The 26,253-nt window shown below is 51.3% G+C and carries 24 protein-coding genes and 2 pseudogenes; 9 read left to right on the top strand and 17 right to left on the bottom strand.

The genetic code is table 11. The features are described 5' to 3' along the window. Positions 1–11: 11 nt before the first annotated feature. Complete coding sequence (locus TPH_RS06205) at positions 12–1,451, bottom strand: SpoIID/LytB domain-containing protein (protein ID WP_015050337.1); 1,440 nt, start codon at positions 1,449–1,451, stop codon at positions 12–14. A 423-nt stretch (positions 1,452–1,874) separates the two neighbouring features. On the opposite strand from TPH_RS06205, the gene TPH_RS06200 reads away from it, so the two are divergent. Both TPH_RS06200 and TPH_RS16485 read left to right on the top strand, forming a co-directional pair. Continuing rightward, a complete protein-coding gene (locus TPH_RS06200; protein WP_015050336.1) occupies positions 1,875–2,495 on the top strand; it encodes an accessory gene regulator ArgB-like protein in 621 nt (206 codons plus the stop codon). Between the two features lie 2 nt (positions 2,496–2,497). Continuing rightward, complete coding sequence (locus TPH_RS16485) at positions 2,498–2,626, top strand: cyclic lactone autoinducer peptide (protein ID WP_081578615.1); 129 nt, start codon at positions 2,498–2,500, stop codon at positions 2,624–2,626. 196 nt (positions 2,627–2,822) lie between these two features. On the opposite strand, the gene TPH_RS06195 is transcribed toward TPH_RS16485, so the two are convergent. From TPH_RS06195 to TPH_RS06170, 6 genes are all read right to left on the bottom strand, one after another. Continuing rightward, positions 2,823–3,047 (bottom strand): DUF2905 domain-containing protein, encoded by a 225-nt coding sequence (locus tag TPH_RS06195; RefSeq protein ID WP_015050335.1) that lies wholly within the window; start codon positions 3,045–3,047, stop codon positions 2,823–2,825. After that, on the bottom strand, positions 3,040–3,585 hold the full coding sequence (locus TPH_RS06190) for an epoxyqueuosine reductase QueH (RefSeq protein WP_015050334.1): 546 nt from the start codon (positions 3,583–3,585) through the stop codon (positions 3,040–3,042). Before TPH_RS06190 ends, TPH_RS06195 begins: the two co-directional genes overlap by 8 nt. Next, positions 3,582–4,631 carry a Holliday junction branch migration DNA helicase RuvB gene (ruvB, locus tag TPH_RS06185; protein ID WP_015050333.1) on the bottom strand — a complete coding sequence of 350 codons (1,050 nt, stop codon included), beginning with the start codon at positions 4,629–4,631 and terminating at the stop codon, positions 3,582–3,584. Before ruvB ends, TPH_RS06190 begins: the two co-directional genes overlap by 4 nt. A gap of 3 nt (positions 4,632–4,634) precedes the next feature. Beyond that, positions 4,635–5,225, bottom strand: a complete 591-nt coding sequence (gene ruvA, locus TPH_RS06180) for a Holliday junction branch migration protein RuvA (RefSeq protein WP_158502663.1) — start codon at positions 5,223–5,225, stop codon at positions 4,635–4,637. Positions 5,226–5,461: 236 nt separating this feature from the next. After that, positions 5,462–5,956 (bottom strand): crossover junction endodeoxyribonuclease RuvC, encoded by a 495-nt coding sequence (ruvC, locus tag TPH_RS06175; protein WP_015050331.1) that lies wholly within the window; start codon positions 5,954–5,956, stop codon positions 5,462–5,464. 18 nt (positions 5,957–5,974) lie between these two features. Further along, positions 5,975–7,405 carry an MFS transporter gene (locus tag TPH_RS06170; RefSeq protein ID WP_015050330.1) on the bottom strand — a complete coding sequence of 477 codons (1,431 nt, stop codon included), beginning with the start codon at positions 7,403–7,405 and terminating at the stop codon, positions 5,975–5,977. 431 nt (positions 7,406–7,836) lie between these two features. Here TPH_RS06170 and TPH_RS16480 point away from each other — a divergent pair. The 4 genes and pseudogenes from TPH_RS16480 (at position 7,837) to TPH_RS15400 (ending at position 11,306) form a co-directional block, all read left to right on the top strand. Then, a pseudogene (locus TPH_RS16480) lies at positions 7,837–8,248 on the top strand (SDR family NAD(P)-dependent oxidoreductase). A 125-nt stretch (positions 8,249–8,373) separates the two neighbouring features. Beyond that, a complete protein-coding gene (locus tag TPH_RS06165; protein ID WP_015050329.1) occupies positions 8,374–9,783 on the top strand; it encodes an ABC transporter ATP-binding protein in 1,410 nt (469 codons plus the stop codon). Positions 9,784–9,789: 6 nt separating this feature from the next. Continuing rightward, on the top strand, positions 9,790–10,761 hold the full coding sequence (locus tag TPH_RS06160) for a VIT1/CCC1 transporter family protein (RefSeq protein WP_015050328.1): 972 nt from the start codon (positions 9,790–9,792) through the stop codon (positions 10,759–10,761). A gap of 38 nt (positions 10,762–10,799) precedes the next feature. After that, positions 10,800–11,306 carry a hypothetical protein gene (locus tag TPH_RS15400; RefSeq protein WP_155990780.1) on the top strand — a complete coding sequence of 169 codons (507 nt, stop codon included), beginning with the start codon at positions 10,800–10,802 and terminating at the stop codon, positions 11,304–11,306. A gap of 792 nt (positions 11,307–12,098) precedes the next feature. Here TPH_RS15400 and TPH_RS06150 read toward each other — a convergent pair. Further along, on the bottom strand, positions 12,099–13,313 hold the full coding sequence (locus TPH_RS06150) for an IS110 family RNA-guided transposase (protein ID WP_015050326.1): 1,215 nt from the start codon (positions 13,311–13,313) through the stop codon (positions 12,099–12,101). 263 nt (positions 13,314–13,576) lie between these two features. Next, a complete protein-coding gene (locus TPH_RS15115; protein WP_148275867.1) occupies positions 13,577–13,888 on the bottom strand; it encodes a hypothetical protein in 312 nt (103 codons plus the stop codon). Here TPH_RS15115 and TPH_RS06140 point away from each other — a divergent pair. Beyond that, positions 13,889–14,951 (top strand): IS3 family transposase gene (locus TPH_RS06140; protein ID WP_015050566.1). Its coding sequence is split into 2 segments (ribosomal slippage): positions 13,889–14,152 and positions 14,154–14,951, totalling 1,062 coding nucleotides; the frame shifts between segments, so codons are not numbered across the junction. It begins immediately after the preceding gene. A 166-nt stretch (positions 14,952–15,117) separates the two neighbouring features. Here TPH_RS06140 and TPH_RS06135 read toward each other — a convergent pair. From TPH_RS06135 to TPH_RS06125, 3 genes and pseudogenes are all read right to left on the bottom strand, one after another. Beyond that, positions 15,118–16,038, bottom strand: coding sequence for a ParA family protein (locus TPH_RS06135; protein ID WP_015050323.1), 921 nt, complete (start codon positions 16,036–16,038; stop codon positions 15,118–15,120). A gap of 124 nt (positions 16,039–16,162) precedes the next feature. After that, the gene (locus TPH_RS06130; protein ID WP_015050322.1) at positions 16,163–16,972 is read right to left on the bottom strand and encodes a copper amine oxidase N-terminal domain-containing protein; all 810 of its coding nucleotides are present in this window, start codon (positions 16,970–16,972) and stop codon (positions 16,163–16,165) included. Positions 16,973–17,837: 865 nt separating this feature from the next. Then, positions 17,838–19,076, bottom strand: a pseudogene (locus TPH_RS06125) (IS110 family RNA-guided transposase). 396 nt (positions 19,077–19,472) lie between these two features. Here TPH_RS06125 and TPH_RS15650 point away from each other — a divergent pair. Both TPH_RS15650 and TPH_RS06115 read left to right on the top strand, forming a co-directional pair. Beyond that, entirely contained in the window at positions 19,473–19,856 is a 384-nt protein-coding gene (locus TPH_RS15650; RefSeq protein ID WP_015050320.1) for a hypothetical protein, read from the top strand. A 242-nt stretch (positions 19,857–20,098) separates the two neighbouring features. Beyond that, a complete protein-coding gene (locus tag TPH_RS06115; protein ID WP_015050319.1) occupies positions 20,099–21,433 on the top strand; it encodes a stalk domain-containing protein in 1,335 nt (444 codons plus the stop codon). 626 nt (positions 21,434–22,059) lie between these two features. On the opposite strand, the gene TPH_RS06105 is transcribed toward TPH_RS06115, so the two are convergent. The 5 genes from TPH_RS06105 to TPH_RS06085 form a co-directional block, all read right to left on the bottom strand. Beyond that, positions 22,060–22,824, bottom strand: coding sequence for a hypothetical protein (locus tag TPH_RS06105; protein WP_015050318.1), 765 nt, complete (start codon positions 22,822–22,824; stop codon positions 22,060–22,062). A 279-nt stretch (positions 22,825–23,103) separates the two neighbouring features. Further along, positions 23,104–23,778: a hypothetical protein gene (locus tag TPH_RS16475; protein ID WP_148275866.1), complete on the bottom strand. Its 675-nt coding sequence runs from the start codon at positions 23,776–23,778 to the stop codon at positions 23,104–23,106. 160 nt (positions 23,779–23,938) lie between these two features. After that, positions 23,939–24,154 (bottom strand): SWIM zinc finger family protein, encoded by a 216-nt coding sequence (locus TPH_RS16470; RefSeq protein ID WP_158502661.1) that lies wholly within the window; start codon positions 24,152–24,154, stop codon positions 23,939–23,941. 211 nt (positions 24,155–24,365) lie between these two features. Then, positions 24,366–25,703: an IS1634 family transposase gene (locus tag TPH_RS06090; protein WP_015050315.1), complete on the bottom strand. Its 1,338-nt coding sequence runs from the start codon at positions 25,701–25,703 to the stop codon at positions 24,366–24,368. After that, on the bottom strand, positions 25,682–26,074 hold the full coding sequence (locus TPH_RS06085) for a DUF4277 domain-containing protein (RefSeq protein WP_015050314.1): 393 nt from the start codon (positions 26,072–26,074) through the stop codon (positions 25,682–25,684). Before TPH_RS06085 ends, TPH_RS06090 begins: the two co-directional genes overlap by 22 nt. Positions 26,075–26,253 lie beyond the last annotated feature (179 nt).

Here is a 26,253-nt window from a genome sequence, read left to right as displayed (position 1 = left end):
TGATCCTTCCGTTATCGTCCGTAGTTGGCATTTATTTTCAGTTTTCCGTCACGTTTTCCCTGATTATAGTAAATTTCCAGAATCTCTCGATAATTATACCCTTGGGCGGCCAGTCCTCTGGCACCCCACTGACTCATGCCCAATCCATGCCCATAGCCCTTCCCGATAAAAACAATTTTATCAGAAAAGGCATCCCAGGAAACCACCCTGTTTCCGCTCCCGGCAACATACGGCCTCATCTCCCTCAGGTTCAGCGTGGACATACGGGCGGCTCCTCCCAGAACCCAGAAATTTTCGCCTGCAAGCTCTTGCACCTGTCCGTCATTCCTCATAACGTATATTTGACGTCCCCCCCAATCGATATCGAAGAGGGTGCTTTTTAGGCCAAAAGGTGCCCGTATCTGGTCGCGGTAATAGCTCTTTGTCCCTTTGGTGCCGACAACGGTAAGCGCAGTCACCCTCCCGGAGGCCGTAGTCGTACCCGGGATGAAACTTCTCACCACCTTCCCGGTGACGGGGTTTCTGGTAACCCTCGTGCGTTCTCTGGAGAGGCGGATTTCTTTGATTTCACCGACCCCCAGGATTGCCTCCAGCTCGCTTTTGTCAAAGGTCTTCACCCAGCGATAGGTCTCCGCCGCCCATCCCCCAACTTCATCGGCATAGGCATCTGTAGGGCTGGGCACCGCCCTCAGATAGGGAAGGGGATCATTCCAGACATTCTCGCTGTCCTCCGTATGCCCCCCCGCATTGGAATGATAAACAGCATTGACGAGTTTTCCGTCGTAGGTGAGAACCTCTCCCCTTGTTCTGTCGACCGCCTCCACAACGGGATTATTGCCGTTCATCCCATAAGCTATCTCTGCGGTATAACCCCCATAAACCTGGGTGGCGGTGTCGGTTCCCACATCAAACCAGGGGTTGCGCCCCTTAAGGGAGAGGGCATAAGATCTCGAGGCGACCGCCTGCGCCGAGAGTGCCTCCAGATTATTCCCTCCCATCTCTCTGCCTATGACGCCATAAAGATACCTCTCGATATCGAGAAGATTGATAACAAGGAGGCTCCCCTCCCGGTTCTGGATCACCAGGTTGCCGCGATAACGGATACCCTTAAAGTAGAACAGGTTAAGACCGCCTTGCCGCTCTTCCTGAAGAACGATCGGCCCCTGGTAAATCCGCGGAGTTTCTTCCCCCGGGGCAACTACCAGGAGCACCGTACCGGTGGCGGCAACCCGCCATGTTTCCCCCGGTTTAAGTGTTCCCAGCCGAAGGCCGGTTGACTGGTCAATAAGAAGATAGCTCCCGTGATCAACCCGAAAAACCGCATCCCCCCCTCCATTCTGCAAGGCAACCCGGATCAGGGGGGCTTCCGCGGACCAGGCCGGTGCTATCGCAAATAATCCTGCTATGAATAGGAAAAAAAATGCCGCCAGGAGTTTCCTCCAGACTCCCATCCGATACCCTCTCCTATTTCTTCATGCTTTAAGAGAAAATTCTGCAACCTGCAGGAAAATCCTTTTTAAGCTTCCGGAAATGATCCAGGTGTTTAATCACTTGGCATACGGACGCTGTTTTTCATTGCTCCACACCAGATGGGCGACACAAGTTCCCAAAGCAATCTTTTAGGTGCAATAGTTCCATTCTCCTGTTGCCACCCCATCGGTGGTCAGATCGTTCCCCGGACAAAATATAAGAAGGATGGGACTTGACTGACAGATAATACTAGTCTATACTATAATTATCACATTTGGCTTTTATTGCTTGCCATGATCATTTGTGGCAATAATTGATAAATTCAGACCAAAATGAGCAGGACCCGACAAGGATATCAAGAGGCGATTCCAGGGAAGATTATAGGAGGACGGTAAGAGGTCGCTATGCCAGATATGATTCGCCCGGTGGTGGAGTACCTCCAAAGGCAGCTCGGCTTAAACGGTGAGGAAACTGAGATAGCCCTTTATGGCATCCGGGTAATAGCCTACAGCTTCTTCGGGATCGTTTCCATCTCCCTGGTGGGCTGGCTCTTCAAATGCTTTTGGGAAACCATGGCGGTGGCGCTGACCGCCAGCACTCTGCGTCTCTTTTCGGGAGGGGCACACAGCAGATCGCCGCTTTTCTGCGTCCTTCTGGGAATGACGGTTGCTCCCTTTTTAGCGAAAATCGCAGCGCTCACCGCTGGACAGCTTCCACCGGAAGCGCTGTTCCCGGTAATCCTAACCGGAGCATTCCTGTCCCTGCTGATAATCTACAGGCTGGCTCCGGTCGACTCCCCGGCCAAACCGATCACTTCACAACAAGAACGGCGAAAATTTCGCCTGTTAGCGGTGACTGTTATGGTTATCATCGTTATCATCCAGGCCGTCACCTTAAACCTGGTCCTGCCGCCTGGTCCACTCTTGGGGATCACTCTGGGTAGCTGTTGGCAGGCTTTCTCATTAACCCGGGCAGCACACAGGCTTGCCTTCTTTTTGGACAATCTTATAATAAGGGGGTGTTGAGTATGAAGCGTTTCTTCAAAGTATTATCTGCCTTATACGGCTTACTGGCAATAGTTGCAGCCATAGGAGTCAAACCGGCTTGCTTCTGGATGTGGCATCAGCCTGAAGTACCTCCTGCGCTGAGAAAATAAAGTTCTTACTTAAACCAATTATCCTCTTTAGCGCCGCCTTTTCCCGCAATACGCCCGGGCTCCCAGAAGCGGGTGATGGGCGTCACTAGATGATGAGCTAGTGAGGTTATCAATGCCGGTGCCCGGACACAAACCGGGCACCGGTAAACTTTCCCCTGAGACTGCAATCCGCGCCGAATTACCTTCCGGTAGATTGCTAGCGCCGAAACAGGAGGTTCAAAAGCAGTGTAAGGATCAGGCTCAGAAGCAAACAGGTGACGATGGGAAAATAAAAAGTAAAATTACCCTTCTGGTATAATATGTCCCCAGGCAGCCTTCCGATGGGTGAAATTCTCCCCAGCAGGTATAAAACCCCACCGCCAAGCAGCAGCAATCCCCCGATCATCATGAGTACCTTTGCCAAGAAGGTTGAGCTATTCATTCTTCCTGTTAACCCCCTCATAGCGCTCCTGCTCGCTGTAGAGGCAGCCGCAATACTGCTGACGGTAAAGCCCCATTACCTTAGCCTGCCTCCTTCCCTCACTGAAACCCTTTCTCCAGTCATAGTAGAGAAAAGGCACTCCTGTATCTGCAGATACTGCTTCACCGATCCTGCGCAGCAGATCATGCTTTTGCCAGGGGCTGACCAGCAGGGTTGTGGTGAAGCCGTCAAAACCCTCGCGACCGGCTCGAGCCGCCGCTTCCCTCAAGCGCAGTAAATAGCATATGCTGCAACGCTCCTGCTCTTTAAAGGAGACCTCCCGAAAGTACAGCTCCGGACGATACTCCTTCGCTACAATCAGCGGCACCTCGAGCTGACGCGCCATTCCCTCCGCCCCTTCACGCCTCCGGGCGTATTCCTGATAAGGGTGGATATTGGGATTATAAAAAAAGCCGGTTACATCTTCCCCGCGATTTAACAGATCCTGGATAGGGTAAATACCGCAGGGTCCACAGCAAATATGCAGCAGGACTTTCATTTCTTATCCTCCTTGTTGAAAAGCTCTTGCTGGCCGAGACGCTCCCCATCCTGACGTAAAGGTACACCTAGATGAGCGTAGGCCAGCGGAGTAGCCACACGCCCCCGAGGGGTGCGCTGCAAATAGCCCATTTGCAGAAGATAGGGCTCGTAAACATCTTCAACGGTGCCGGCCTCCTCCCGTGCTGCTGCCGCCAAAGTATCCAATCCCACCGGCCCCCCTTGGAATTTATGGATCACCGTTTCCAGCAAGATCCTGTCCACTCTATCCAGCCCCGCTTCATCCACCTCCAGTTTTTCCAAAGCACTTTTGACCAGGTCCCTATCAACGAGACGCGCCCCTTCCACATCGGCAAAATCCCTGATGCGGCGCAAGAGCCTGGTGGCAATACGCGGTGTCCCCCGCGCCCGGCAGGCGATTTCCCAGGCACCCTGATCATCCAGCTCAACCCCTAGAAGCTTCGCCGCGCGCCTGACGATCTCATGCAGTTCCTCCGTCGGGTAATAATCCATGCGTAGAATGATTCCGAAGCGGTCGCGTAAGGGCAGGCTGACCAGCCCGGCCCGGGTAGTCGCTCCGATTAAGGTGAAATGGGGAAGATCGATGCGCAGCGATCTGGCTCCGGGGCCCTTTCCGATCATAATATCCAGACAATAGTCCTCTAATGCAGGATAGAGTATTTCTTCGACAACCCGCGGCAGCCGATGAATCTCATCGATAAAGAGAACCTCCCCCTCCTCCAGATTTGTCAGCACTGCCGCCATGTCGCCGGCCCGCTCTAAGGCCGGCCCTGAAGTCGGATATAACCTTACCCCCATCTCCCTGGCGATGATATGGGCAAGTGTGGTCTTGCCCAATCCCGGCGGTCCGTAGAGCAGTACGTGATCCAGCGGCTCTTTCCGTTGAAGCGCCGCTTTTATAAAAACGGCAAGGTTCTCTTTGATCTGACGCTGCCCGATGAACTCCTCCAGCGAACGCGGTCGCAGTGATGTTTCTGTTTCCCTTTCTTGAGGCAGCGCCGCAGCAGAAACTATCCTCTCCTCCATGTTTTACCCCTTCCTTCTACCCAGTTCCCGGAGCGCGATCCGCAACAGCTCTTCACACGATGCAGTACTCACCCGATCGTCAGGGACCTTTTCCAGGGCCGATTCTGCCTCCTTATTGCTGTAGCCGAGCGCGAGGAGTGCCCGGGTAACCTCGTCAACAACAGGACTGTTCCCTTTCGTCTGCTCCTTTTTCTTTTGAAGGTCGGAGGGAAGTTTGTTGCGCAGCTCGAAAAACAAGCGCTGAGCGGTCTTCTTTCCCACCCCTGGTATCCGCTCGAGAACCTCTACTTCTCCCTTTGTTAAAACGGCAACCAGTTCGTTGCCGGGAATTATATCAAGTATCGCCAGGGCTACCCGGGGCCCAATACCCCGGGCTCCCAGCAAAATCCTGAACATAGCCCGATCCCGGGGAGAAAGAAATCCGTACAGCTGCAGGGAATCCTCACGCACATAAAGGTGCGTATAGAGCTCTACCTCTTGCCCGAGAGATGGCAGCCTCTGAAGCAGGCTGGAAGGAACGGTTACCTCATAACCGATACCCTGAACGTCGATAAGAAGACGGTTTTCCTCGCTCCCCAGCAAACGCCCTCGCAAAAAGGAGATCATCTTCCATCATTCCCTACATCATAAATGTTCCTGGCCGTTATTCTGAAATACCTGCTCCGTCCCGACTGCTGAACATAAACAACCGCAGAAATAGTAAACTGCCGATTCCGCCGGATTTTACCCGGTACAAGGAGCTCCCCCTCCCCCAGCCTCCCTTACTGACGACCGCCTACGGAGAGCAAGCGGTACTCTTACCCCTGTAGCACACGGAAATGGCAGGGGCTTTACCCCCGATTTACCCTCCCCATGGTGCGCGCAATGTAATAATGGCAGATGGCTGCGGCCAGAGCATCGCCTGCGTGATCGGGTTCAGGCAGTTCCGGCAAACCCAGAATGAGCTTGACCATACGCTGTATCTGCTCCTTCGCCGCCCGGCCGTATCCGGAAATGGTCTGCTTTATCTGCAGAGGGGTATAAGTAAAGACATCCACTTCCCGATGGACCGCCGCCAGAATGACCGCACCCCGCATATGGCCCACCGTCAGTGCGGTGCGGGAATTCTTATTGAAGTAAATCTCCTCCAGGGCCAGGGCACCGGGACAAAAGTTATCACACAAATTTATAACCCTCTTATAAATGCCGTTCAGGCGCTCAGGCAGCCCCTTTTCCCGGTCAATTTCAATAATACCATAATCAACTAAGAAAGGCTTTTTCTCCTTAACGGAAATCACTCCGTAACCGGTGAAAATGACCCCGGGATCGATCCCCAGAATGATCACAGCCCTAACCTCCCCTCTTTAAGGTTCGCCCTTACGCACGCATGTTCCTCCTTCTTCCTCCCTGGAGGGGAGGCGCTGATTGCCTCTGGCAAGAGAGGCAGCAATACCCAGAGCACAGAGGACGGAGAATATTATAAATGACAGATTGACACTCTGTAAAAAGGATTGATGGTTGGCGGGAGTTATCTGAGCCTCCCCCATGTAGACGGTAAGCAACAAGGTGACAATACCCATACTGAACATCTGCCCCATCAAACGCATGGTGCTCAGCACCCCGGAAGCAACCCCGTAGAATTTTTTCTCCACAGCGCTCATCACGGCGTTGGTATTCGGAGAGGAAAAAAGCCCGAATCCACAACCGAGTATGATGGAACAGAGGATAACATACCAAATAGGGGTCTCCCCTGATAGAAAAACGAGCAGGGCTACACCGAGAGAAGAAAAACCCATCCCCACGGAAGCCACAAGGCGCGGCTCAACGCGGTCGGAAAGCTTACCCGCAAAAGGAGAGATGATTACCTGCATCAGGGGCTGGAAGACCAGAACAAGTCCGGCCTCTTGCTCGCTTAATCCTTTGACGTACTGCAGATAAAGGCTCAAAAGAAAGCCTACGGCAAAGGTGGCGCTGTAATTGATGAGAGCGGCCAGATTGGAAAAGGTAAAGGTGATGTTGCGGCGAAAGAGCCGCATCTCCAAAACCGGGCTCTCTACACGAAGCTCCCGCCAGATGAAGAAAAACAACCCACCAAGTCCGATAACCACCAGCAGCGGGCCATAAGGTGAGGTGAGGCGTGTAAACCCATACATCAGGGTGAGTACCGTCCCTCCATAAAGAAGGGAGCCCTTAAGGTCAAATTCTTCTCCTGCCGCGCCAACCCACTCTCCTTGCAGCTTTAGGATAACCATGACCAACACCAGGATCCCGAGAAGCACGGTCAGCAGGAAGATGCTTCTCCAGCCGAGGTGATATGTGAGCAGGCCACCTAAAGTAGGCCCCAGCGATAGACCCGCATAAACAGAGGCGACATTGATCCCCAAGGCCTTCCCCCGCTCATAAGGAGGATAGACAGAGATAAGGATGGCCACTCCGGTTCCAAAGACCATAGAGTTACCAAAACCCTGTAAAATCCTGGCCAGAAGCAGGACATGGGGATTCCAGGAAACAGCGGCCAGAAGGGAGGCCAGGGTAAACACGGCTATTCCCCAGAGAAAAATTTTTCTTCTCCCGCAGATGTCCGCAAGCCTCCCTAAAGGAACTAAAAAAACCGCCGTCGCCAAAAGATAAGCGGTAACCAGCCAGCTTAAATAGACTACATGTACCGAAAAATCACGACCGATTTGTGGAAGAGCAATATTTATTGCTGAACCCATGAAAGGGGTAACAAAGGAACTGGTGGAAGATATAATCAGAGCGACCCTTTTTGTTACCAGGTTTTTCTGACCCGTCAAATTCCTCGCCCCCCTGGTTAAATGTCTGCGGAAGCCACACCAAAAGTCTGCTTCTTTAAATTATATACCTGATCGTTGCTCCGCTAAAAAAGTTTTTACATTTTCGTTGTGAGATGATTGCGATGCGGGAAATTACACCATTCATGGGGTGTTTCAATTCACTCCAGGATCGGGTACATGACTCCTTGCGAATATGAACAGATGCTATGCCGAGAGGCAGTGCAAAAGACTGCGTAATAGTGCGTAACAGATATATGTCTAGGTTTCCTGTATCTATTTAATCGGGGACAGCTCAGGTAATTCTAATGTTTTCTAACAATGGCAGGATTTTTGTCAAATATGTAGAATTTAACAATAGTTTTTATCAAGACCTTTACAATAACCTAACCTAAATGGAGGGGAAATGAAAATCAGTGACAGTTTAGCAATTTATAAAAAGAAATGGTCGATTTGTTTTTTTTAATATTTATGATGGGAATTGTATACGCCCTGCATCGAATCTTACTGAATTGGAATGGGATGAAATTCTTTCTGTTAATTTAAAAGGTACATTTTTTTGTGCACAGGAACCAGCACGTTACATGATTCGCGGCAACGCAAGGGGTTGTATTATCTACATTGCCTCACAATAGTCGGCTATCGCGTGCCGCTTACTCAGCTGGCAAAGCGGGCGCGATCGGCTTAATTCGTACTTTGGCAATCGAATGGGCACCTTTTAATATACGTGTAAATTCGATTAGCCCAACCATATTACACAATGAGACCAATAGTTGGCTTTTGGAGGATGAAGAATTCAGGCAAGAAATGCTGCCGAAGATACCCATGGGACGTTTTGGCAAATAGAGAGATAACTTGGTGCCGTTATCTATCTTTCAAGCGAGGAAGCAGGCATGATAACCGATCATAACTTGATCGTTGATGGTGGTTGGACAGCGGTTTAAAGAGGACTACTGTTCGGAGGTAATACAATGCCCAGAGATAACAAAGAAATCTTCACGAATAGCAAGAAATCCACCCAACTCCGGCAGTTCATGTTCGGAGTAATACCTATAATTTTTATTGAACTGTTTATAGTGGGGATCGGCATCTTCCTTTTAATGCCTAAGGGTTGGCCGCTCTACCTGGCCATTGCCGCATTGCTGTCCGTATATTTTTACGCTGTTGGCTCCCTGCGCTCAATGCTTCAATCCGCCCACGTCTTAACGGAAGGGGAACTCCTCCTCCGCCTGGGTTCGCGGTTTAAAGGCCGGATTCCGCTCCCGCTGGTGGCCGGCGTGGAAAGAGCGTCTCCTGTCTCATTCCCTAAGCCCGATATCGCCGGCATTACCGTCGTCCGTGACGGAGATCTCCTCTACTGCCTCTCGCGCGCGAGCGATGTTATCCGGATCACGCTCACAAAACAGATCATGGTAAAAGCTCCGACGGTGGGAAGCAGAAGCAAGCAGGGGTTGGTTCGGGAGATTTTGATCAACGTCGACGATCCGGAGAGGTTTATCGAGAAACTAACCCCGATCACCGGTTCAAAACAACAACCCGATCCTGGGGTGCCCCGCAACAACATAGCTCCCGGAGTTGGAGAAGAAAGAATGTTAGTGGACCCAGCAGTGAAAACCGGAGCGCCTGAAGCAAACGGCACCCCTAACCTGGAACTTAAGAACTTGACCAGGTATTACGGTGATTACCCGGCCGTTCAGGACCTCTCTTTACAGGTCTTTCCCGGTGAAATATTCGGCTTTCTGGGCGCAAACGGAGCAGGAAAAACCACCACTATCAAAATGATTACAGGTTTATTGCGGCCGACGGCGGGAACGGTGCTGGCGCTAGGGGAGGACTTATGGAAACCGGGCACGGCTGTTCGCCGTCGAATTGGATATGTTCCTGACACTCCCCTGATTTATGAGAGGTTAACGGCAAGAGAACACCTTACTATGGCAGGCTGCCTCTACAACCTGCCGCAGGACAGGATCAGGAAGAGAGCGGAAGAGCTCCTGGCCATCCTTAACCTTCAGGATTGGGCGGATCAGATGATTGCCACCTATTCCTTGGGAATGCAGCGCAAGGTCTCACTGGCTCTCGCTCTTCTTACCGATCCGGAGATCATCATCGTGGATGAACTCACCAATGCCTTCGACGCTCCAACTCTGGCCGACATCAAAGAAATTCTAATCGGTCTTAAAAACGAAGGGAAAACGGTGTTTCTCTCCACCCATGTGATGGATGTTGCCGAAAAACTCTGCGATCGCGTGAGCATCATTCACCGGGGTCGCCTTATCGCATCTGGCAAGGTGGAGGAGCTTTGCCGGGCGGCAGAGGTAGATGGCGGCCTTGAGCCTTTGTTTCTGAGGCTTACCGGCAGTCAGACAAAGGCAAGGGGGTAACTGCCGATGAGTAACTGGTGGACACTGTCAAAAATCAAACTCAAGGAAACCTGGAATGAGCGGATGCGGTTCGGCCGCTCCGGCCTCTGGCTCGTACTGTTGGAACTGGCGACTATAGCAGCGATTTGCTTTGGGATGCGCTCAGTCCTTAAAAATCCAACAGGGAGCCCGGAACCAGCGGGTATTACGGGTTTCCTTACGGTAATGACTTTTTTAGTGGCATTCGGCAACGGCTACCTCTTTTCCGAACGGATGCTGTTCGGGTGCACCGCCCGGGTGGACCGGCTGCTTGCCGTGGCCCCGCGGGATGTTGTTTTGTCCACAACCCTCGTTACTTATCTGGCGAACCTGCGGCCATCCCTGGTAAACCCAATTTTGATTGCATTGGTGATAGCGCTTGCATGGTTTCCCGGTAAGCTGATCCCTCTTTTTGGTTTAGTGTTTCTCGTCCCGTTATTTGGCACCGTCCTGGCGGTTTTTACAGTCTTATTTATCAAGCGTTTTCTGAACAGGTTGAGTGGTTTGGCCTTCATAGTCGCTCCTGCATTACAAGTCGGCGGGCTCGCAGGAGCCGCATGGGTGGTGATTAAACTTTTAAGAAGTGCCGCAATCAATGAAGCGTTGATAGACTCGCCGGCATTCCAACACATACTTTGGTGGATACCGGCACTGCTCACGGCCAGCGGTATAATCCTTTTCGCTCTGGGGCGATCAGCATATTTATGGGAGGAAACTCTGTGGCAACAGGAAGGTCAAAGCAGTCGGAGGCCGGAAAAAAATCAATTCCGCAGCATCCTGGCCCTGCTGTCAGCTCTCCATCTGCCGTCTCCCATCCAGGCAGTCATATTGAAAGAATGGCTGTCCCTGAAGCGGAATCCTTTGACGATTCTGCGCATCGTGATCTGGAGTATACTATCGCTGCTTCTATTTTGCTCCCCGGTTTGCGCTCTCTGGTTGCCTCCTTCCCCTATCCATTAATCACAGTATTTGCAATCTGGTTTTTCTGCTTCGGGGAATTGGTTGCCACCGCCTACCAGGCCGAGGGACGCCGTCTGGGGCTGTTGTGGCTGGCGGCCGTTTCACCCGTTCAGCTGGCTTTGGGAAAATTCCTTGCCTACCTACCTCTGGCTTTGTTTGCGGCAGGAACGGCGGGTGTAATGATTATAGTCTTAGGTTTGCAGAAGGCATCGGCCTTACTGATGATCATCTTCGCTTTTACCGGTGCGGCGGCGGGAATCGCCCTTTCCCTGGTCCCTGCATCCCTGTCCATGAACGCCGGCGATTACCGGGGAGGTTCGATTACTGATATGGCCTTCGAGCAGGTCCCTACAAAGTTTTGGAGTATTTGTTCAACAATTATACTAGGGGGTCTCATGGCGACCTTTGGTATCGTAATCCTTGTAAACAGCGAAGAAATAATATCCCCGGTTGCGTTTTGGACCGGCTCTATTGCCGGTTCTGTGCTTATAATTGCAGCAATGGCAACAACGGTTTTTTTGTTAAAACGGCGCTTCTGGTTGTAACCTTCACCCGGAGCAAAGGAGTAGTGACGGAAGTGAACGCCGATCAGCTAAATGTTAGATCTTGCCCTTCACATGTTAATAACTGGTTATTAAGATTAAAAAACTTCAGGTAAAAGCTAAAATTTTTTCAGACAGAAGGAGGGGTTTTAAGACAAAGCGCGAATTTGCCTCTAGCTACAGATACTGGAGGTAACAGGATGTCGCATAATTCATATGTTAGGCCTGATATCACGCAGTAACTCCGGGAGCCGTTTCGGTGATTACTATGCTTTGCGGTACAGGGAAGATGGCAACAAATTGAATAAAGCATGGAATCGGGAAGCAGCGCTTAAAGTTTTGAGTTCTTTGACAAAAAAGGATTCAAAGAAGTCGTCTTTGTCTCCGACTGCGCCACGAAAAAATCCCGGCAAAAATAAACAACCCCGCAAATCCTTGCGGAGTTTGGATTTCCTGGTGCCGAAGGTGGGAGTCGAACCCACACGAGGGGCTAACCTCAGCGGATTTTGAGTCCGAGAAGCGCGTTAATGTTAGCTGTTGCTTATTAGCAAAAATGCTGATTTGATGCGGTTTTCGGGCTCTCTTTTTTTGTCCAAGAAAGGTAAATTGCCGCCCTTTCTTGAAAATTTGGGCGGCAAATGGGCGGCAAGTTTCGTTCAAACTTTCACGTTTATTTAATAAAAATTACTCTTCATCAGCCCTGAAAATTAGCTTCACAAAAAAGGCAATAATCAAGCAGACCCTAGGCATTAAAGGGATAATGAGACTTAAAAACGAATAAAACTAAGAGCTCGATTATGCAACCTCGATGCTCACATGATAACCCAGTTGTTCTAATTGCTTAACAGCACGATTGACAACCGCTTTAGAATTTCTTTTCTCAAAATAGTCACCGCCGAGATCATGATAAGGCACTCTTCTAATCAACATGTAATAAACGCTGACCAAAATAGAATGAGCAACAGCAACAGCAGCCCTGTTAGCGCCTCTTCTGGCAGCAACACGGTGATACAGAGCGGAAAGGTAGGTGTTTTTAGTGCGGGAGGCAGCCCTGGCAGCCTGGATCAAGGTAGTGTGTAACAGCGTATTACCTTTGGTTGTTTTACCGCTCTTGCGTTTACCGGCGCTTTCATTATTGCCGGGGGCCACCCCTGCCCATGAAGACAGGTGAGCTGCGGATGGAAATCGTGACATATCTGCACCTATACAGGCTAAAATAACTTGAGAGGTTCTTCTCCCAACTCCTGGAATAGTATCCAAAAGAGCCAGCTCTGCCTCAAAAGGGCGCATCCGCTCCTCGATCTCTTGATCAAGGCGTGCAATTTCCTGATCAAGATAATCGATATGGCGCAGTTGGGCTGCTAAAAGCAATCGCTGGTGTTTTCCCACCAATCCAAACAGGGCTTGCTCCAGTTGCTCTTTCTTTTTCTTTAATTTCTTTTGTGCAAAGTCTGCGAGAACAGCGGGATCATCGATACCGGAAATGATACCTTCGATCATCGCCCTGCCGGAGACGCCGACAACATCTGTTGCCACTGATGACAGTTTAATCCCGGCGCCTTCCAGCGTTTTTTGGATACGGTTAACTTCCCTGGCACGTTCTTCGACGAGGCTTTTGCGGTAACCGACCAGTTCCCTTAATTCCCGCTGTTCTCTGTCAGGAATGTAGCTTCCTTTCAAAAGACCGTGGCGCAAGAGGTCTGCAATCCATTCGGCATCTTTGACATCGGTTTTGCGACCTGGAACGGCTTTAATATGCTTGGCGTTGACGACCAGGAGTTCCAGCTGATACTGTTCAAGGATATTATAGATCGGCTTCCAATAAACCCCGGTACTTTCCATGGCCACATGTGTACAGCCTTTGCTGGTAAGCCAGTCAGCCAGGTTTAAAAGATCTCTGGTCATGGTACCAAATGTTCTTATTTCCTTTTCATCTGGCGTAATAACGCAGGCAACGACAGAGTTTTTGTGAACGTCCAAACCACAACAGTACGGGAACACGACATCCATCAAAGATCCTCCTTTAGCGGCTTTGGATAGTCAGGGCTGGTGCAGTGGCCTTTGAATGAGCAATCTGCCCTGCGTGCTTCCCAGATGGGAGCAACAATCAGTGGTGCACCAGGCCGCTGGGGTCCGTCTAAGTATCGGGCTCAAAGCACCAAGGTATTTCGACCTCGTTACCAGCCGCTGAAGGTTTTATTCGACTAGCACCTATTTTGATCCTCTGTTGGTGTCACCGGAGGTGACATGATTGTCTAAGGCTAAAAATGAGTTTAAGTAACAACCTCTCTTGTTTTTTGTGATATTTTTACAATCCCTGAAGCAGGGATACAATCAACCGGAATGATTGCAAAATCGTGTGTTTCAATGTTAATTGCAAAAATAAGATCCGTATCTTCAATACTGTAAGTCTTTTTCTTGCCATTAGCTATGGTATAAGCCCTAATTTCCCACTGATCTATTGATAAAGGCTCCTCAGGATCACGACTATATGCCAGCCTAAGATTTTTTACCTGTATCCTGTAATATTTCGGGTATAATGGACCCAAGATTTTAGACAGTGAGAAAGGGGTTTTTAGAACCAAATGTCTGTTCGTAAACAATATTCGCCGGAATTCAAAAGCAAGATCGTGCTGGAAATTCTCAAAGAAGAGAAAACCCTCTCACAGCTATCATCGGAATACGGAGTCCATACCACTCAGTTAAAGAATTGGAAAAAAGAAGCGCTCGAAAACCTGCCCCAACTTTTTGATAAAAGAAATATAGAGGCCATGAAAAAAGACTACGAAAAGCAGATCCAGGACTTGTACGCTGAGATTGGCCGTCTGACCACACAACTGTCCTGGTTGAAAAAAAAATCTGGCATCCACCATGACCCGTGAGCAACGCATAGCCCTGGTCGAGTGGGATAACCCGGAAATTCCCATTGCAACACAGGCCAGACTTTTGAGCCTTAATCGCACAAGCCTTTATTACAAGCCTGTGGGCCCTTCACCGGAGGAAATCGCTATCAAACACCGCATTGATGAGATCTACACAGAACATCCGTACTACGGCTCCAGACGGATTACAGCACAGCTTCGCCGCGAGGGCTTTGAAGTCAACCGTAAAGCGGTACAGCGACATATGCGGGAAATGGGGATCACCGGCATTCATCCCGGCCCAAATCTGAGCAGGCGCAGTCAGCAACATAAGGTTTATCCTTACTTGCTTAGAAACCTCGAAATCACTCATCCAGACCAGGTGTGGGGCATAGATATTACTTACATTCGCCTGCAAAAGGGCTGGATGTACCTGGTGGCAATCATGGACTGGTACTCCCGCTATGTGGTCGGTTGGGAAATGGATCTCACGCTGGAGATATCCTTTGTCTTGGATGCAGTCGAAAGATCTTTGGCCCGGTCCCGGCCGGAAATCATGAACAGCGACCAGGGAAGCCAGTTTACCAGCCCGCAATACATAGAACTTCTAAAAAACGCAGGGATCCAAATCAGGGCAACTGATAACATCTTTATCGAGCGCCTCTGGCGCAGTCTCAAGTATGAGGAAGTATACTTAAACGAGTACACCAGTCCCCGGGAAGCTAGACAAAGAATTGCCCGCTACCTGGACTTTTTTATAACTATCGCCGCCCGCACCAATCACTGAACTACCAGACGCCTGCAGAACTTTACATGCAATCCTACCAAAATATGCGAGAGGAGGTGGCTGCCACCAGGGATATTGTTACAGAAATGGTAGTAGGGATCGTTCAATAACCCTAACCACTTTGCTGATAACAAACCAACCGAACGTATGTTGGGCTCTTAAATTTTTAAAAAACTGTCTTGACAATAGGGGCCACCTTGGGGTTTTTGCGCCTCATCCCTCCTCCGTACTTGCAGTAAGGGTTGGGGTAAGGGCCATACCCAAAATCAGTAACTATGTATAATGGCTTAACATCTCCTATCCAGTTGTCAAATGTTTTGAAGTTGTTATCTGTAATAATCTTCTCTGCTAATTTAAGATGATCAGCTCTGCGAACGTCAACCCGATTAAGAACAGTACCAAGAATTTCTATTGCAGTATATTCCTGGTATTCTTCTCGAAGCTCACCAACCCTTCTCTTAATAAGTTCCAAGCCGTAAGTTGAAAGCTTTTCAGGTATAACCGGAACCACGTAAAAGTCGCTTGCAATAATAGCATTTTCCGTGAGAACGGATAAATTCGGCGGACAATCAATAATGACATAGTCATAAGCCTCTAATAGGCCCTCCTCAATGAGAGCCTTTTTCAGTTCTTTCCTCAAAGAAAATAAGTCAATCCTCATACCCTTTTCACAAGCTTCTATTATCTTTTCTTCAAAATTAAAAAGTTCTATACTGGAAGGGATAAAGTGGAGGTTCCCCTGCGCACTTTCTACATTAGAACATGTCTTACGTACACATTCTTCTAAGGTCTTACGGCGACCCTCGAGTATAGAGGCAAAAAAATGATACGTTGACCTATGGTTATCCCAGCATTCTCTGATAGTATCTTCTCCCAACACAGCAAATGTTAAATTCGCCTGGCCATCTAAATCAATAAGAAGCACCTTAGATGGTGGTCCTTCCCGATAAACATAATCAAAAAATCTTGGATCAAAGATTTTTTTCCAGGTCGGAGTTCCTGCAAGAATCTCCGCGCAAGCAAGTGCTAAAGTTGTTTTGCCAACTCCGCCCTTAAGGTTAATAAAACTGATCACTTTCGCAGGCATATTGTTGCCTCCCGTATTCAAGAAAAACTTCTCTAAACCAAACGGGATTACTATTAACACAGGCAATGCAGGAATCCTATATCTTTACGATATCCTGGACTTATCGGAAAGAGAGTCTCACAACTTAGAATTCGAGGGTCGCGGTCTGGGTTGTCTGATCCCATGTCGCCTGTGCGCCAAGTGCCTGCGCCAGCCAGCCAATCGGAAGCATCACGCGGCCCGGGGGCACAATTTCAGGAACAGTATCCATGACGATCGATGCACCGTTGACGCTCATAACGTTGCTTCCAATCGTCATTTGGATGACTCGTGAACCGGCTATGATTCTAGCCGTTCCCGTCGTCCCGTCCCACATGATGTTCGCGTCGGGAATTCCGAAGGCTCTGGCGCAGAACCGTGCTGAGACGTACAGCCGGCTGTTCTTAAGGTATGGGAGGGCATCCATTACAATTCCCTGCCCGTTGACCATCATCACTGGATCGCCTGCCCTGAGGACAGCCATCACCGTGGTTCCCCCTGGGGAGGGAGATGACGGCACCGGAGTGAGCTGAGGAGAAGGAGAAACAGGAGGAGCAACAGGCTCTGGAGCAAGGGAATCAAAGTAGTTCCCCAGATACTCTGAGTCCCAAATCCGGGCCTCTTGATCCCGGTCGGGGAGGATGATCTTCGACCCAATCCCTGCGAATAAAGTAGGAGAGTAGATGTACACGGTCTTGCCCTCATAGCGCCAGATAGATAGGACCCCGATCCCGTACTCGATCAGGTACATGTCGCCGTTTGCCCTGACTACCACTGCCTTGTTTTCCAGATCCATGACCTTGAGGAGGTAAACCGCCTCTAGACTAGCAGCTTGAGATGGCGGCGCCAGCAGAAAACTCAGGGCCAAAACCAAACCAACGAGGACTGTGCGTTTGGAGAACAGCCCACCTAACAAGATGAATCCCCCCTTGTTTTACGGATTCCCACGCAGCTAATGATAATTTCTCGATTAATACGTTTTTTCCTGCTTTTACACAGGAAGGAAGGCACTTCCTGATATTGATTCAGAAGAAATATCATCTCCCGACTTACTTTCAATCTTTAGCTCCAGAAGTGAAGGTCCAGGAGAGGTCTCGGAAAGCTGGTGTACCTCGAAAATTGATCGGACTCAAGAAAGGAGATCAGCGCATTCGTGTCGAGAAAAACGCGAAGCGGCATCAAACTTCCCTGCACAGCAGGCTCCTCCCGTCTATATTGAGATTTAGAGCTGCGCATTCCCCATTTGACCTACCGAGTACTGTTCGCCAGCACCTGGCGCTTTCCAGCTCGCCCCAGGGAAGGCCCTTCTACCTCACACACCCAAAAGGGCAAGTAGCGGGGCTATAAAGGCCGCCTGCTGTCTTTCAAAGGTTCACGCCTGGGAGAAAGTTCCTTTAAAGAGAAGCACGGCCCTGAGACAATGCCGTGACTCCAGGAAGTCTGGTCGCTCCTCGTACTGGTCAATCCCGCGGGAGGAATATATTGACATTAGAGCGTTGCATTGGATATACTGGAAACACAAGAAAACGAGGGGAAGCCTTACGGTAATATGTCAAGATCCAAGCGCATACCAAACTAAGCTTGTTTCCAGAGGTAAATGGAAAAAAGCAACATAAATGGTTCATCGATTGAGAGACAATAGTCAGGTGGGTGATATGAATAATGCTCCACGCACTGTAGCGTCTTATCCGTTGTGGTCTTTCGGGATAAACCCTACTGGACGGTCGATACGGTATTATGAAGCGTTGCTATTAGCAGAAGAGCCACCCGACAGACTAAACCTAAACCACCTTTCTCTGCCCCTGGGGCACGTATAGTTGGTTGCTGCGTAGCAGAGCATCAACCACCCGCACGAGTTTACGTGCGGTCAGAACCAAAGCACGGCGATGGTGGTGAGTGGAACTCTATTTAAACTTACGGGCATAGAACTCGGCAAACCTGGGGTCCCATTTACGCACGCTGTCGGCGGCCATTACAAAGTAATAGCGCAGGTACACGTTGCCGGTTTTCGTAAGCGGTGTGTCATCGGCTTCAAACTCGCCTGACTGGTGTTTCCGCCAGGTGAGGCCGGCAAACTTGGCGACTGCCTTCTCGTTGTCGAACCGGTGGATGTCGCCGATCTCGGCGATTATTCCGGCGGTACAGACAGGCCCCATGCCCGGCATCGACTGCAGAGTGTTCGGAAAGTGTGACAGTTCTTTCTCAATTGCCTTGTCAATACTCTTGACCTGCTGTTCCAGGGTACGGATGGTCTGCAAACTGGTGGCCAGGATCAGGTTCAGCGGCTCCAGGAGGCTTCCGTGCAGCCTGTAAGCGCAGGCTGCGGCATGCTTTAAGGCCTTGGCCGTAGCTTCGGGATTGGAGAAATGACTCTTCCCCTTCTCCATCAGGAAGTCAATCAACTCATCAAGCGGTCGTGCCGCAATCTCTTCCGGAGAAAGGAACTCGGTCAGGATCGCCTCCGAGGTGGCCCCGAAGATGTCGCTCAGCACCTTGTCCTGGCAGATGGTATTGAACTTCAGGAACAGGTTGGTCAGAAAATAGTTCTTCTCCCGGGTGATGGTCTGGATCAGGTGGTAACGGAACCTGGTCAGCCGCTGGAGGGGCAGGTAGCGGAAGTCCACCTGGCAGCTCTCGGGCAGCCGTCCGAACCTGAGCCGGTCGGCGATCACCAGGCAGTCGAACCAGTCATCCTTCGGGATATCGACGTACTGTTTTCTGAAGTTGGCGATCACCTTGGGATTGAAGACGTACACCTGGGGGTGAAAGGAAGCCAGCAAAGGCTCACCGGCCAGGCGCATCTGCAGGTGCCAGCCATAGACAGAGGTGGACTCCATGCCGATCCGCAGGGAATCAACTTCGTTGGCGCCGCAGATCTCCACCAGGTACTTAACAAAGGACTCTGCACCCGGATCGTCGTTCTTGCAGCGAATGCGCTTGGCGATCTCCTCGCCCTCTGCGTCGAACATCCGGGCCTTGAAATCTTTCATGCTGACATCGATACCGACAAACAGTTTCATCAGTTTCACCCCCTCCCAGGGAGGAATTGTGCGAGATTATGCGGGGTCCCAGGCACCATAACCGGTCAACAGCCTCGCCGGAAACAACGCTTTCCTGTCAGGACCTTGTTCTATCCAACCTGCTACCATTGGACAGGATCTTGACAAGTTGCGCAACTTACGCGTCAGGGGTACAGGTTATGGGCTGGGGGTCAGGCTTTCTAAGAGGTCGGACCTCAAGGAGGACAACACCTACCCAGAACATAATCTCACGACTACATTTTGCCTGGAACACCGCCAAAAGTGAATACCCAATTTCCAGTTGTCAAGGAGCATTTTTGATCCAAGCCGGGCTTCTTTTAAGGGCTGGATCAATTGGTGTTACAAAAACTATCTTAACGAGGAGGTGAGATGGTAATGAACAGGAGGATCATCTTCACCCTGGCACTCATGCTGCTCCTGGCTTTTGCCCTCTCGAGCACGGCGGGCGCAGCAGTGTACGTGCGCGGCTACTTTAGAAAAGACGGCACTTATGTTGCCCCCCACTACCGGAGCTATCCTGACGGCAACTTCTGGAATAACTGGAGTACCTACGGAAACTACAACCCTTACACCGGCAAGGCGGGGACGAAAAGGTGGCCCAGCTCTTCCTACTACCGCAGCTACTCCTGGTTCTACTCTTCTTACTGGCCCAGCTATTCCTATTCAGCCTTTCCTTCGCTCGACAGCAGACTATACTCTGGGCGTTCCTACCTCCAAAGCTATCCCAGTTACACCTTTAATAGTTGGCTGGACTACTAAGATACAGGCACTGAAACCTGCTGCAGGTAGGTCCCTCCATAACACCTCGCTTAGCTTTGCCAACCCCCGCAACCTTGCAGTCCGATCGACGACCGGCCTTAAACAAAGAGAGCGCCTGCAACCAAGCCCCTGGAGGCAGCCGGTTAAACAGGCCCAGCCTTAGAAACCCCATGGGGTCTTAAAGTCTACGCAATCCCGTGGGGCAACATTTTTCCTTTGAATCCTGCCTTAGGAGGGATATTATGAGAAAGGCTTTTGTTTTAGTTGCACTGGTTGCCGTCCTAGCTACCAGCGGGTCAGCTCCTGCCAGTGCTTCAAACCCCATTCGCCTTTGTGTTAACGGTCAGGAAGTTCATTCCAGCGTGCCGCCGCAGATAATCAACGGGCGGACGGTGGTTCCCATCCGGTTTGTAGCAGAGGCGCTGGGCGCCGATGTGGCGTGGGATGGTGCGACAAAAACGGCGACCATAACAAAAGGCGAACTCCAACTCAAGCTGAAAGTAGGCGGCAAAGCCATGAAGAACAACCTGCCGGTAGCATTGGACGTGCCCTCCCAAATAGTAGGAGGGCGGTTGATGGTGCCGCTCCGCTTCGTTGCCGAAACCTTGAACTGCAGGGTTAAGTGGGACGAGGCTAGCCGAACGGTCGATATCGTCGACGTTGAAAGACTTAACGGATGGTTGTTACAGTTCGTAAAGGACAACAACGAAGTGATGGTAAGGGTATTTCTTGAAAGCGGGGCAGATCCAAATGCTCAAGTGCAAGGCATAACAGCTCTAATGCTTGCAGTCAGCAACAACAACACGAGCATAGTAAAACTTCTGCTTGAAAGCGGCGCCGACCCGAACATCAAAAGCGATTTTGGTGAAACCAGTGCTACCCCCCTTGCAGTGGCATCAGGAACGGGCAACATCGAAGTAGTTAATGCTCTCTTGAGTGCAGGGGCCGACCCTAACATTAGAGACGACAAATTCGGTGTAACGGCACTGATACTGGCCGCTGCCAACGGCCACAAGGCGGTGGTCGAAGCACTGCTGAAAGCAGGAGCAGACCCCAACATCCGGGACAAGAGCGGGTATACAGCACTGAGATACGCCGAAGGTAAGGAGAACACGGAAGTAATAAGGTTGCTCCAGCCGGTAACTGGCGTCCCCCGGCTGACTGCTAAGGAGAGAATGGAGCTGGAGAAGCTTAAAAGAGAGCTGGAACTTTCGATAAGTGACGTGGAGCAAAAGATCCAAAAAGTAAAGAGCGAGTACCAGTACCAGCGCAATTTAGTCGAAAGCGCATACAATGCATCTGTCGAGAACCTAAAGAGACAGGAAACAGCCGCTGTCAACGCCGCCGTCAAGTCCGCCCTCTCGCGCGGGCTGGGCTCTTCTCCCCTTGTTGAGTACGAAAGAAAGAAGATAGAAGAAGCCTACGCGCCGCTTTACGAGCAAATCGAATCAGAGAAGCAAATCCGTCTACAAAAAATAGATAACGATGAAAGGTTGGCCTTAGAGCCATTAGAGAGGTGCCTGAACGAACTGAGGAACCTGTACGCTGAAGTCACTTCGAGACTGGAACAGCAGTAGGACGAAGAGAAAAAGATAAAGGGCCGAAAAAACGCGGGATCGCCCACCCAGGAGCCCGGCGGGCCGCTTCCGGTCCACCGCTCCCAGCTGATGGGCAAATGTCGTAAAAAAATAGAGGTAAAAGAACTAGCCGGAAACTCCGGAGCTGAAGTCCCACGACCTTATGACTTGCGCCGACGAAGAAGTCCTCATCCTCTCCCTCGCCCGGCTTCTGGCCTGCACCGCCCCGGGCTCCGGGGGAACGAGCCGGCCCGCCCCGGGCGGCACCTCGAGCATCCCGCTCTTCCCGGTGGCTAGGTGAACCCCTTCAGGTGTTCAAAAAGAAAATCCGGTCGGAGGTGAGGGTGACGTTGGCGAAATAACAGGCGGAATTACCTTGACCCGCAATAAAAAAGATCTGCCCGGGCGGCGGGTGGGCAGGTGCGAGCCTGGGCAGGCCTCCCCCGGCGGAAGCAGATAATGCTGGCGGGTGGGCGGGGCGGCGCCTGCCGGTACCAGAAGATAAACTTTTCTTTTTGCAAAGAGGACTTTTCTTCCCGGCGGCGAAAAGAAGAAAATAAGAGCGGGCGATTTTCCACCTCCGGACCCGCTCCCGAGATCGGCCTGGGGTTAACCCCAGGCCTCTCTTACTTTACCGCCACCGCAAACCAGCCGTAATTGCCTTCCCGAAACTTGACGGTGATCTCCTGGCCGACCAGGGCGGCCAGCTTCCTGCCGGTGCCGTTTTTACCGTAGACCGCCCCCCTTTCGCCGTCGCCGGTCTCGCAGTAGGCCCTGATCACATTCTCGCTTTTGCCCGGCCGTGCCTCCAGGACAGTGACCCGTGCCTCCCGGTAATCGCCCTTCGCCTGCCTGGATCCCTTTTGCTGATCACTCTCGTGCGGGACCTCACCGGTCTGCAGGCAGTTGACGAAATTCTGCATCTTTTCTTCCCTGGCCGCATCCTGAGCAGCATCTGCGGCGCATACGCCCAACACCGCCTCGACCACCGCCTGGTTGCTGCCCTGGACTCCGCTGGCCACCAGGTACAGCAGGGTAGTAGCCGCCCTGTGCTCGTAGCGTGCCCGGTCGAGCTTGGCTTCCAGCTCGATGCACTCCTGGCGGATATCCCGCAGCATCTGCTCCGTCTCCTGATACTCCCGGTTTTCCTGGAGCCGCCTGGCGATCTCTGCCTTCCTCGATTCTTCGTTGGGGTAGCGCTTGCGGCCGGCCTCGTCCACTTCGCTCGCCACCTCACCAGCCAGGCTGGCCTCGATCTGAGCCTTCACCTGGACCAGGTCGTGCAGCGCCTGCTTCTTGTCGGCAAGCACCAGCACCATCCCCTCGATCTCCGCCGGCAGGCGGCGTGCCCTCTCCACTAACTCCCTGACAACACCCACAGCATCTGACATCTGAAAGCCCTCCTTTTGAGATTTTTTGCGAAGGCATGCATCCCTGCTGCAAGCCTCCCGCCCGTTATTCCCTTTCGGGCACCGGTAACCATTCAGCGGAGCAAGGGCGCTGTCAAGGGCGGAGCGCAGCGGAGAGGGCGCCGTCTGGCGGAGGGTACAGTACGGTATGGAGGGAGCCGGCGGCGCCCGGCCATTGACAGCAGGAGCCCGCCGCGCAGCGTAGAATGGTGGTGCCGAAAGGGATAAACTTTTCCAATGGGGCTGCAGTGCGGAAGCCCATCAGGGAAAAACCACTGGGGAGAGGCGACGCTCTGCAGCCCCTTCCGCTGCTTCTTTTGCTTCTGGGGAGCATGATGCCCGCACCCCAAAGGATGACTGGCACTGCCGGGCATGATGCTCCCCTTCTCCAACCCCCAGCGTCCAGCCAGCAGGAGAAGCTGACCTGGCGGCTGGGGTGGTAAGCATACACTGCTGCTTTGGGGTAGGCGCCCTGCAGCTGCGGATCTGCAGATAATTCCTGATGAGTGGGGTAGCCGCTGGATAAGCAGGGCTGGGTGGGGATGCGGCGGCCCTCCCCCTGCGGCTCTTTCTGGATGAGTAGGCTTGAAGAGGGATGATTGGGGAGGGCTGGAGGAGAAGGGTGCCCCAGGCCGCGGCAGTTGGGCGGGAGGGCAAGGGCTCGGCTGCCGGGTGGGCGGGCAGGGTTGGAAGGGCTGTGATGAGGAGACAGCACCGGGTGGGAAGCTGCTCACTTGGAGCCAGGCCGGAGCAGTCCTGCGGCACCCTGAGAAGGAAGGCTTTACCGCAGGTCTGCGGAGGCCTGGCGCTGCCGGTGGCCGGAGCAGTCTGTGCGGCGGGCTGCGAAACATGCTTACCCAGAATACCCACCCACAGTCTGCGGAGGCCGGAAACCGGCAGCCAGCAGGGATGGGTCAATCGCCTCAAGCTCCTCAACAGCACTGCTCTTCGGCAGAAGTCGCACCAACCGCCAGTTGGCCAGCTGAATGCCGCTGAAGACGGGTGGGCGGACGGGGCACGGAGCAAGGGCCTTGCGCCGTCTGATACACCCACGTTAGTTCAAAGCGCTGAAGCGCCGACCAAAAAAAAGCGGGGCTTACCCCGCCGCACGCCTCTTGCGGCTGCGCCGCTGCTCCAACTCGCTGGCCTGCGCTTCCGCTGCCCTGAGAGCGTCCTCCCGCATGAGCGAGAGAGCCAGCACCGCCATGTGCTTACACCTGTGGCCGCCAACGATGAAGTCCCGGCAGCTGCACCAGGCGAAGCCATCCGTCCCGAGTGTCCACGCAGTACTCAGTGGTGAACTGCCCGTCATTGAACGCCAGGACGTAGGCGGTGACGAGGCCGTGCTCCTCATCCACTTTCACCACCTGCACCCGGTAGTACCCCTGAGCGATACCATCCACCGCACGGCCGATGCGCCGCCCGTCCACCGTAGCCAACAGACCAACCAGACTCTCCAACCGATACTCCGCGTGTCAGATTATTCCATTTTACTTTTATTTGGTTGATGATAGAATTGACACTCATTTTTTACGACCTGGATACCAGGGCAGTGGCTTTAGATAAACTTCCTCAGGGTCATAACCGGCCCATCTCACCAGGTTTAGAGCTTGTTTATTGCAATTACTGGGGAAAAGGCGTTGTCCGTTAACGATTACGATCATGATGAAGCTGAAGTATTCCATAATAGTTTTTGTTGTAGGGCGGTCAGTTTTCTTTTTCCCCGGCAGCAGCACATATTCCTTGTTCTCCTTCAAGCTTTTGCGCACCCGGTACTCCAGGTAGGAAGAGATTAGAAGCACCAGGATAAAAACATAACCGAGAGCCTGGATGCGGTTGGGTTTTTCCAGATAGACAGGGCCAAGATAAACGGGGCTTTTCAGGAAACGAAACTTGTTTTCTATAGAAGATTGGTTTTTGTATTCCTGGAGAATCCTGCGATCATCCCACTTTTTCTTATCCCTGACATTGGCTATCAGAACAAAGGTAGACTCTTTCTGGCGGAGTTGCTCATAATAGTCTGGTTTCATTTCTCCGATCCGGCATTGACACTGGTAAGTGATAGAGATTGTTGGTTCTTCCCCTTTGCGGGGTCGGCCTTTGCCGGAATAAGAACGCTTTTCTTCAACCTTTATTTCGCCCTGAGTTGTAAAGCCCATTTCTTCAGCTTTTGCTTGAAACTTTTTGAGGGCAGTTTCAGCATCAGGCGCACAGGCAAACTTTTGCTTTGCTAGATCTTTTGCCAGCTTTTGCAGTTCTTCTTTTTGTTTGGCGATGCGTTTTTTCAGTGTTTTTTCTTTCTTTGCATCCAGTACTGAGGAATAAACCACTACAAAATCATACTTTCTGCCGTTTAGCTCTCTCTGTATAGCAAAGGTTTTGTAGTTTGCAGCCGTTTTAGCGTCGCTTAAAGGGCCGATATCATTCCAGTTATCGGCTTGCCAAGCCAGGTCTTTGAGTTCCTGGGCAAGTTTAAAGGTTTCCGGAAGTCGGGAGATGAACTGGATATGTTTACGGGACAGTTCATTTAAGGAATCTGTTGACACGATAGCGCAATCGGAAACAAAGACGACATCCTTATACCCCTTTTTATTGAAAAACTCAGACATCTTGAGTACTGCCTCTGGGTTCCAAACTTTATCTGATTTATTGCCTGAAAAGATCTGTCCCATCACCGGGTGGCCATTCTCTTGAACTGCAGCGCCGATCTTGAACTGTTTTAGATCGGAACGATGGTCTTTACTATGGCCGTAAGTGATCAGAAAGTCTCCAAATGCATCATTTTCATAAGCTCCCTGAACTGATTTGGTGGTGGTGTCCAAGTGTATTGTTGAGATGTTCAGGTCATGGGCTGTAAGCATAACCAATGAGCAAAAGACTTTTCCAGTTCTTCCATCTTTACTTCGGACAGTTTATCCAAGGCACGGCCATAGGCATCGTCATTGAGCTGGTCTACGGTGACATCTACACCGTCGAAGAGCAATTTGAGGTCCTGTTTTGCCCAGAATTCTTCCACTCTCCAGAGGGGTTTACGGCCGCAGAAGATACAGACGATCAAGCTTTCGATGAGCAGTCCAGGTGAGATTTTGGATCTGTCCTCATCCCATTCGACCATCTGGTTAACTATCTCCCCGATCTTTGCTGTACGGCAGAGCATGGTGATTACCGGAACAGCCCCTGGGTTTACTGTTGTGATATAGGGCATTTCAAAGGTTTTATTGCTATTTTCCACCCTTTTTACCTCCAATAATGGTATCTAGAGGTAATTCGCGATTTGTTCTGAAATTCCTCCTTCTGTTTGAAAAAATTTTATTTTTTCATTTTAATTCTTAATTCTTAATAACCAGTTAATGACATGCGGAGTGGCGGCTCCAACATGAGAAACGCCTCCTTTTTTGCTTCGGGGAACGG

It is taken from the genome of Thermacetogenium phaeum DSM 12270, from assembly GCF_000305935.1.
GTDB classification, from domain to species: Bacteria; Bacillota; DSM-12270; order Thermacetogeniales; family Thermacetogeniaceae; genus Thermacetogenium; species Thermacetogenium phaeum.
This window is presented reverse-complemented; position numbering and strand designations above follow the sequence as displayed.

Coding starts and splice junctions, on each gene's coding strand:
- TPH_RS06195 (WP_015050335.1), bottom strand. CDS start 3,047: ATGAATAGCTCAACCTTCTTGGCAAAGGTACTCATGATGATCGGGGGA.
- TPH_RS06160 (WP_015050328.1), top strand. CDS start 9,790: ATGAGTAACTGGTGGACACTGTCAAAAATCAAACTCAAGGAAACCTGG.
- TPH_RS06135 (WP_015050323.1), bottom strand. CDS start 16,038: ATGCCTGCGAAAGTGATCAGTTTTATTAACCTTAAGGGCGGAGTTGGC.
- TPH_RS06105 (WP_015050318.1), bottom strand. CDS start 22,824: ATGTCAGATGCTGTGGGTGTTGTCAGGGAGTTAGTGGAGAGGGCACGC.
- TPH_RS16470 (WP_158502661.1), bottom strand. CDS start 24,154: ATGACGGGCAGTTCACCACTGAGTACTGCGTGGACACTCGGGACGGAT.
- TPH_RS06090 (WP_015050315.1), bottom strand. CDS start 25,703: ATGCTTACAGCCCATGACCTGAACATCTCAACAATACACTTGGACACC.
- TPH_RS06190 (WP_015050334.1), bottom strand. CDS start 3,585: ATGAAAGTCCTGCTGCATATTTGCTGTGGACCCTGCGGTATTTACCCT.
- TPH_RS06165 (WP_015050329.1), top strand. CDS start 8,374: ATGCCCAGAGATAACAAAGAAATCTTCACGAATAGCAAGAAATCCACC.
- TPH_RS06150 (WP_015050326.1), bottom strand. CDS start 13,313: ATGGATGTCGTGTTCCCGTACTGTTGTGGTTTGGACGTTCACAAAAAC.
- TPH_RS06200 (WP_015050336.1), top strand. CDS start 1,875: ATGCCAGATATGATTCGCCCGGTGGTGGAGTACCTCCAAAGGCAGCTC.
- TPH_RS16485 (WP_081578615.1), top strand. CDS start 2,498: ATGAAGCGTTTCTTCAAAGTATTATCTGCCTTATACGGCTTACTGGCA.
- ruvB (WP_015050333.1), bottom strand. CDS start 4,631: ATGGAGGAGAGGATAGTTTCTGCTGCGGCGCTGCCTCAAGAAAGGGAA.
- TPH_RS15650 (WP_015050320.1), top strand. CDS start 19,473: ATGAACAGGAGGATCATCTTCACCCTGGCACTCATGCTGCTCCTGGCT.
- TPH_RS06205 (WP_015050337.1), bottom strand. CDS start 1,451: ATGGGAGTCTGGAGGAAACTCCTGGCGGCATTTTTTTTCCTATTCATA.
- TPH_RS06115 (WP_015050319.1), top strand. CDS start 20,099: ATGAGAAAGGCTTTTGTTTTAGTTGCACTGGTTGCCGTCCTAGCTACC.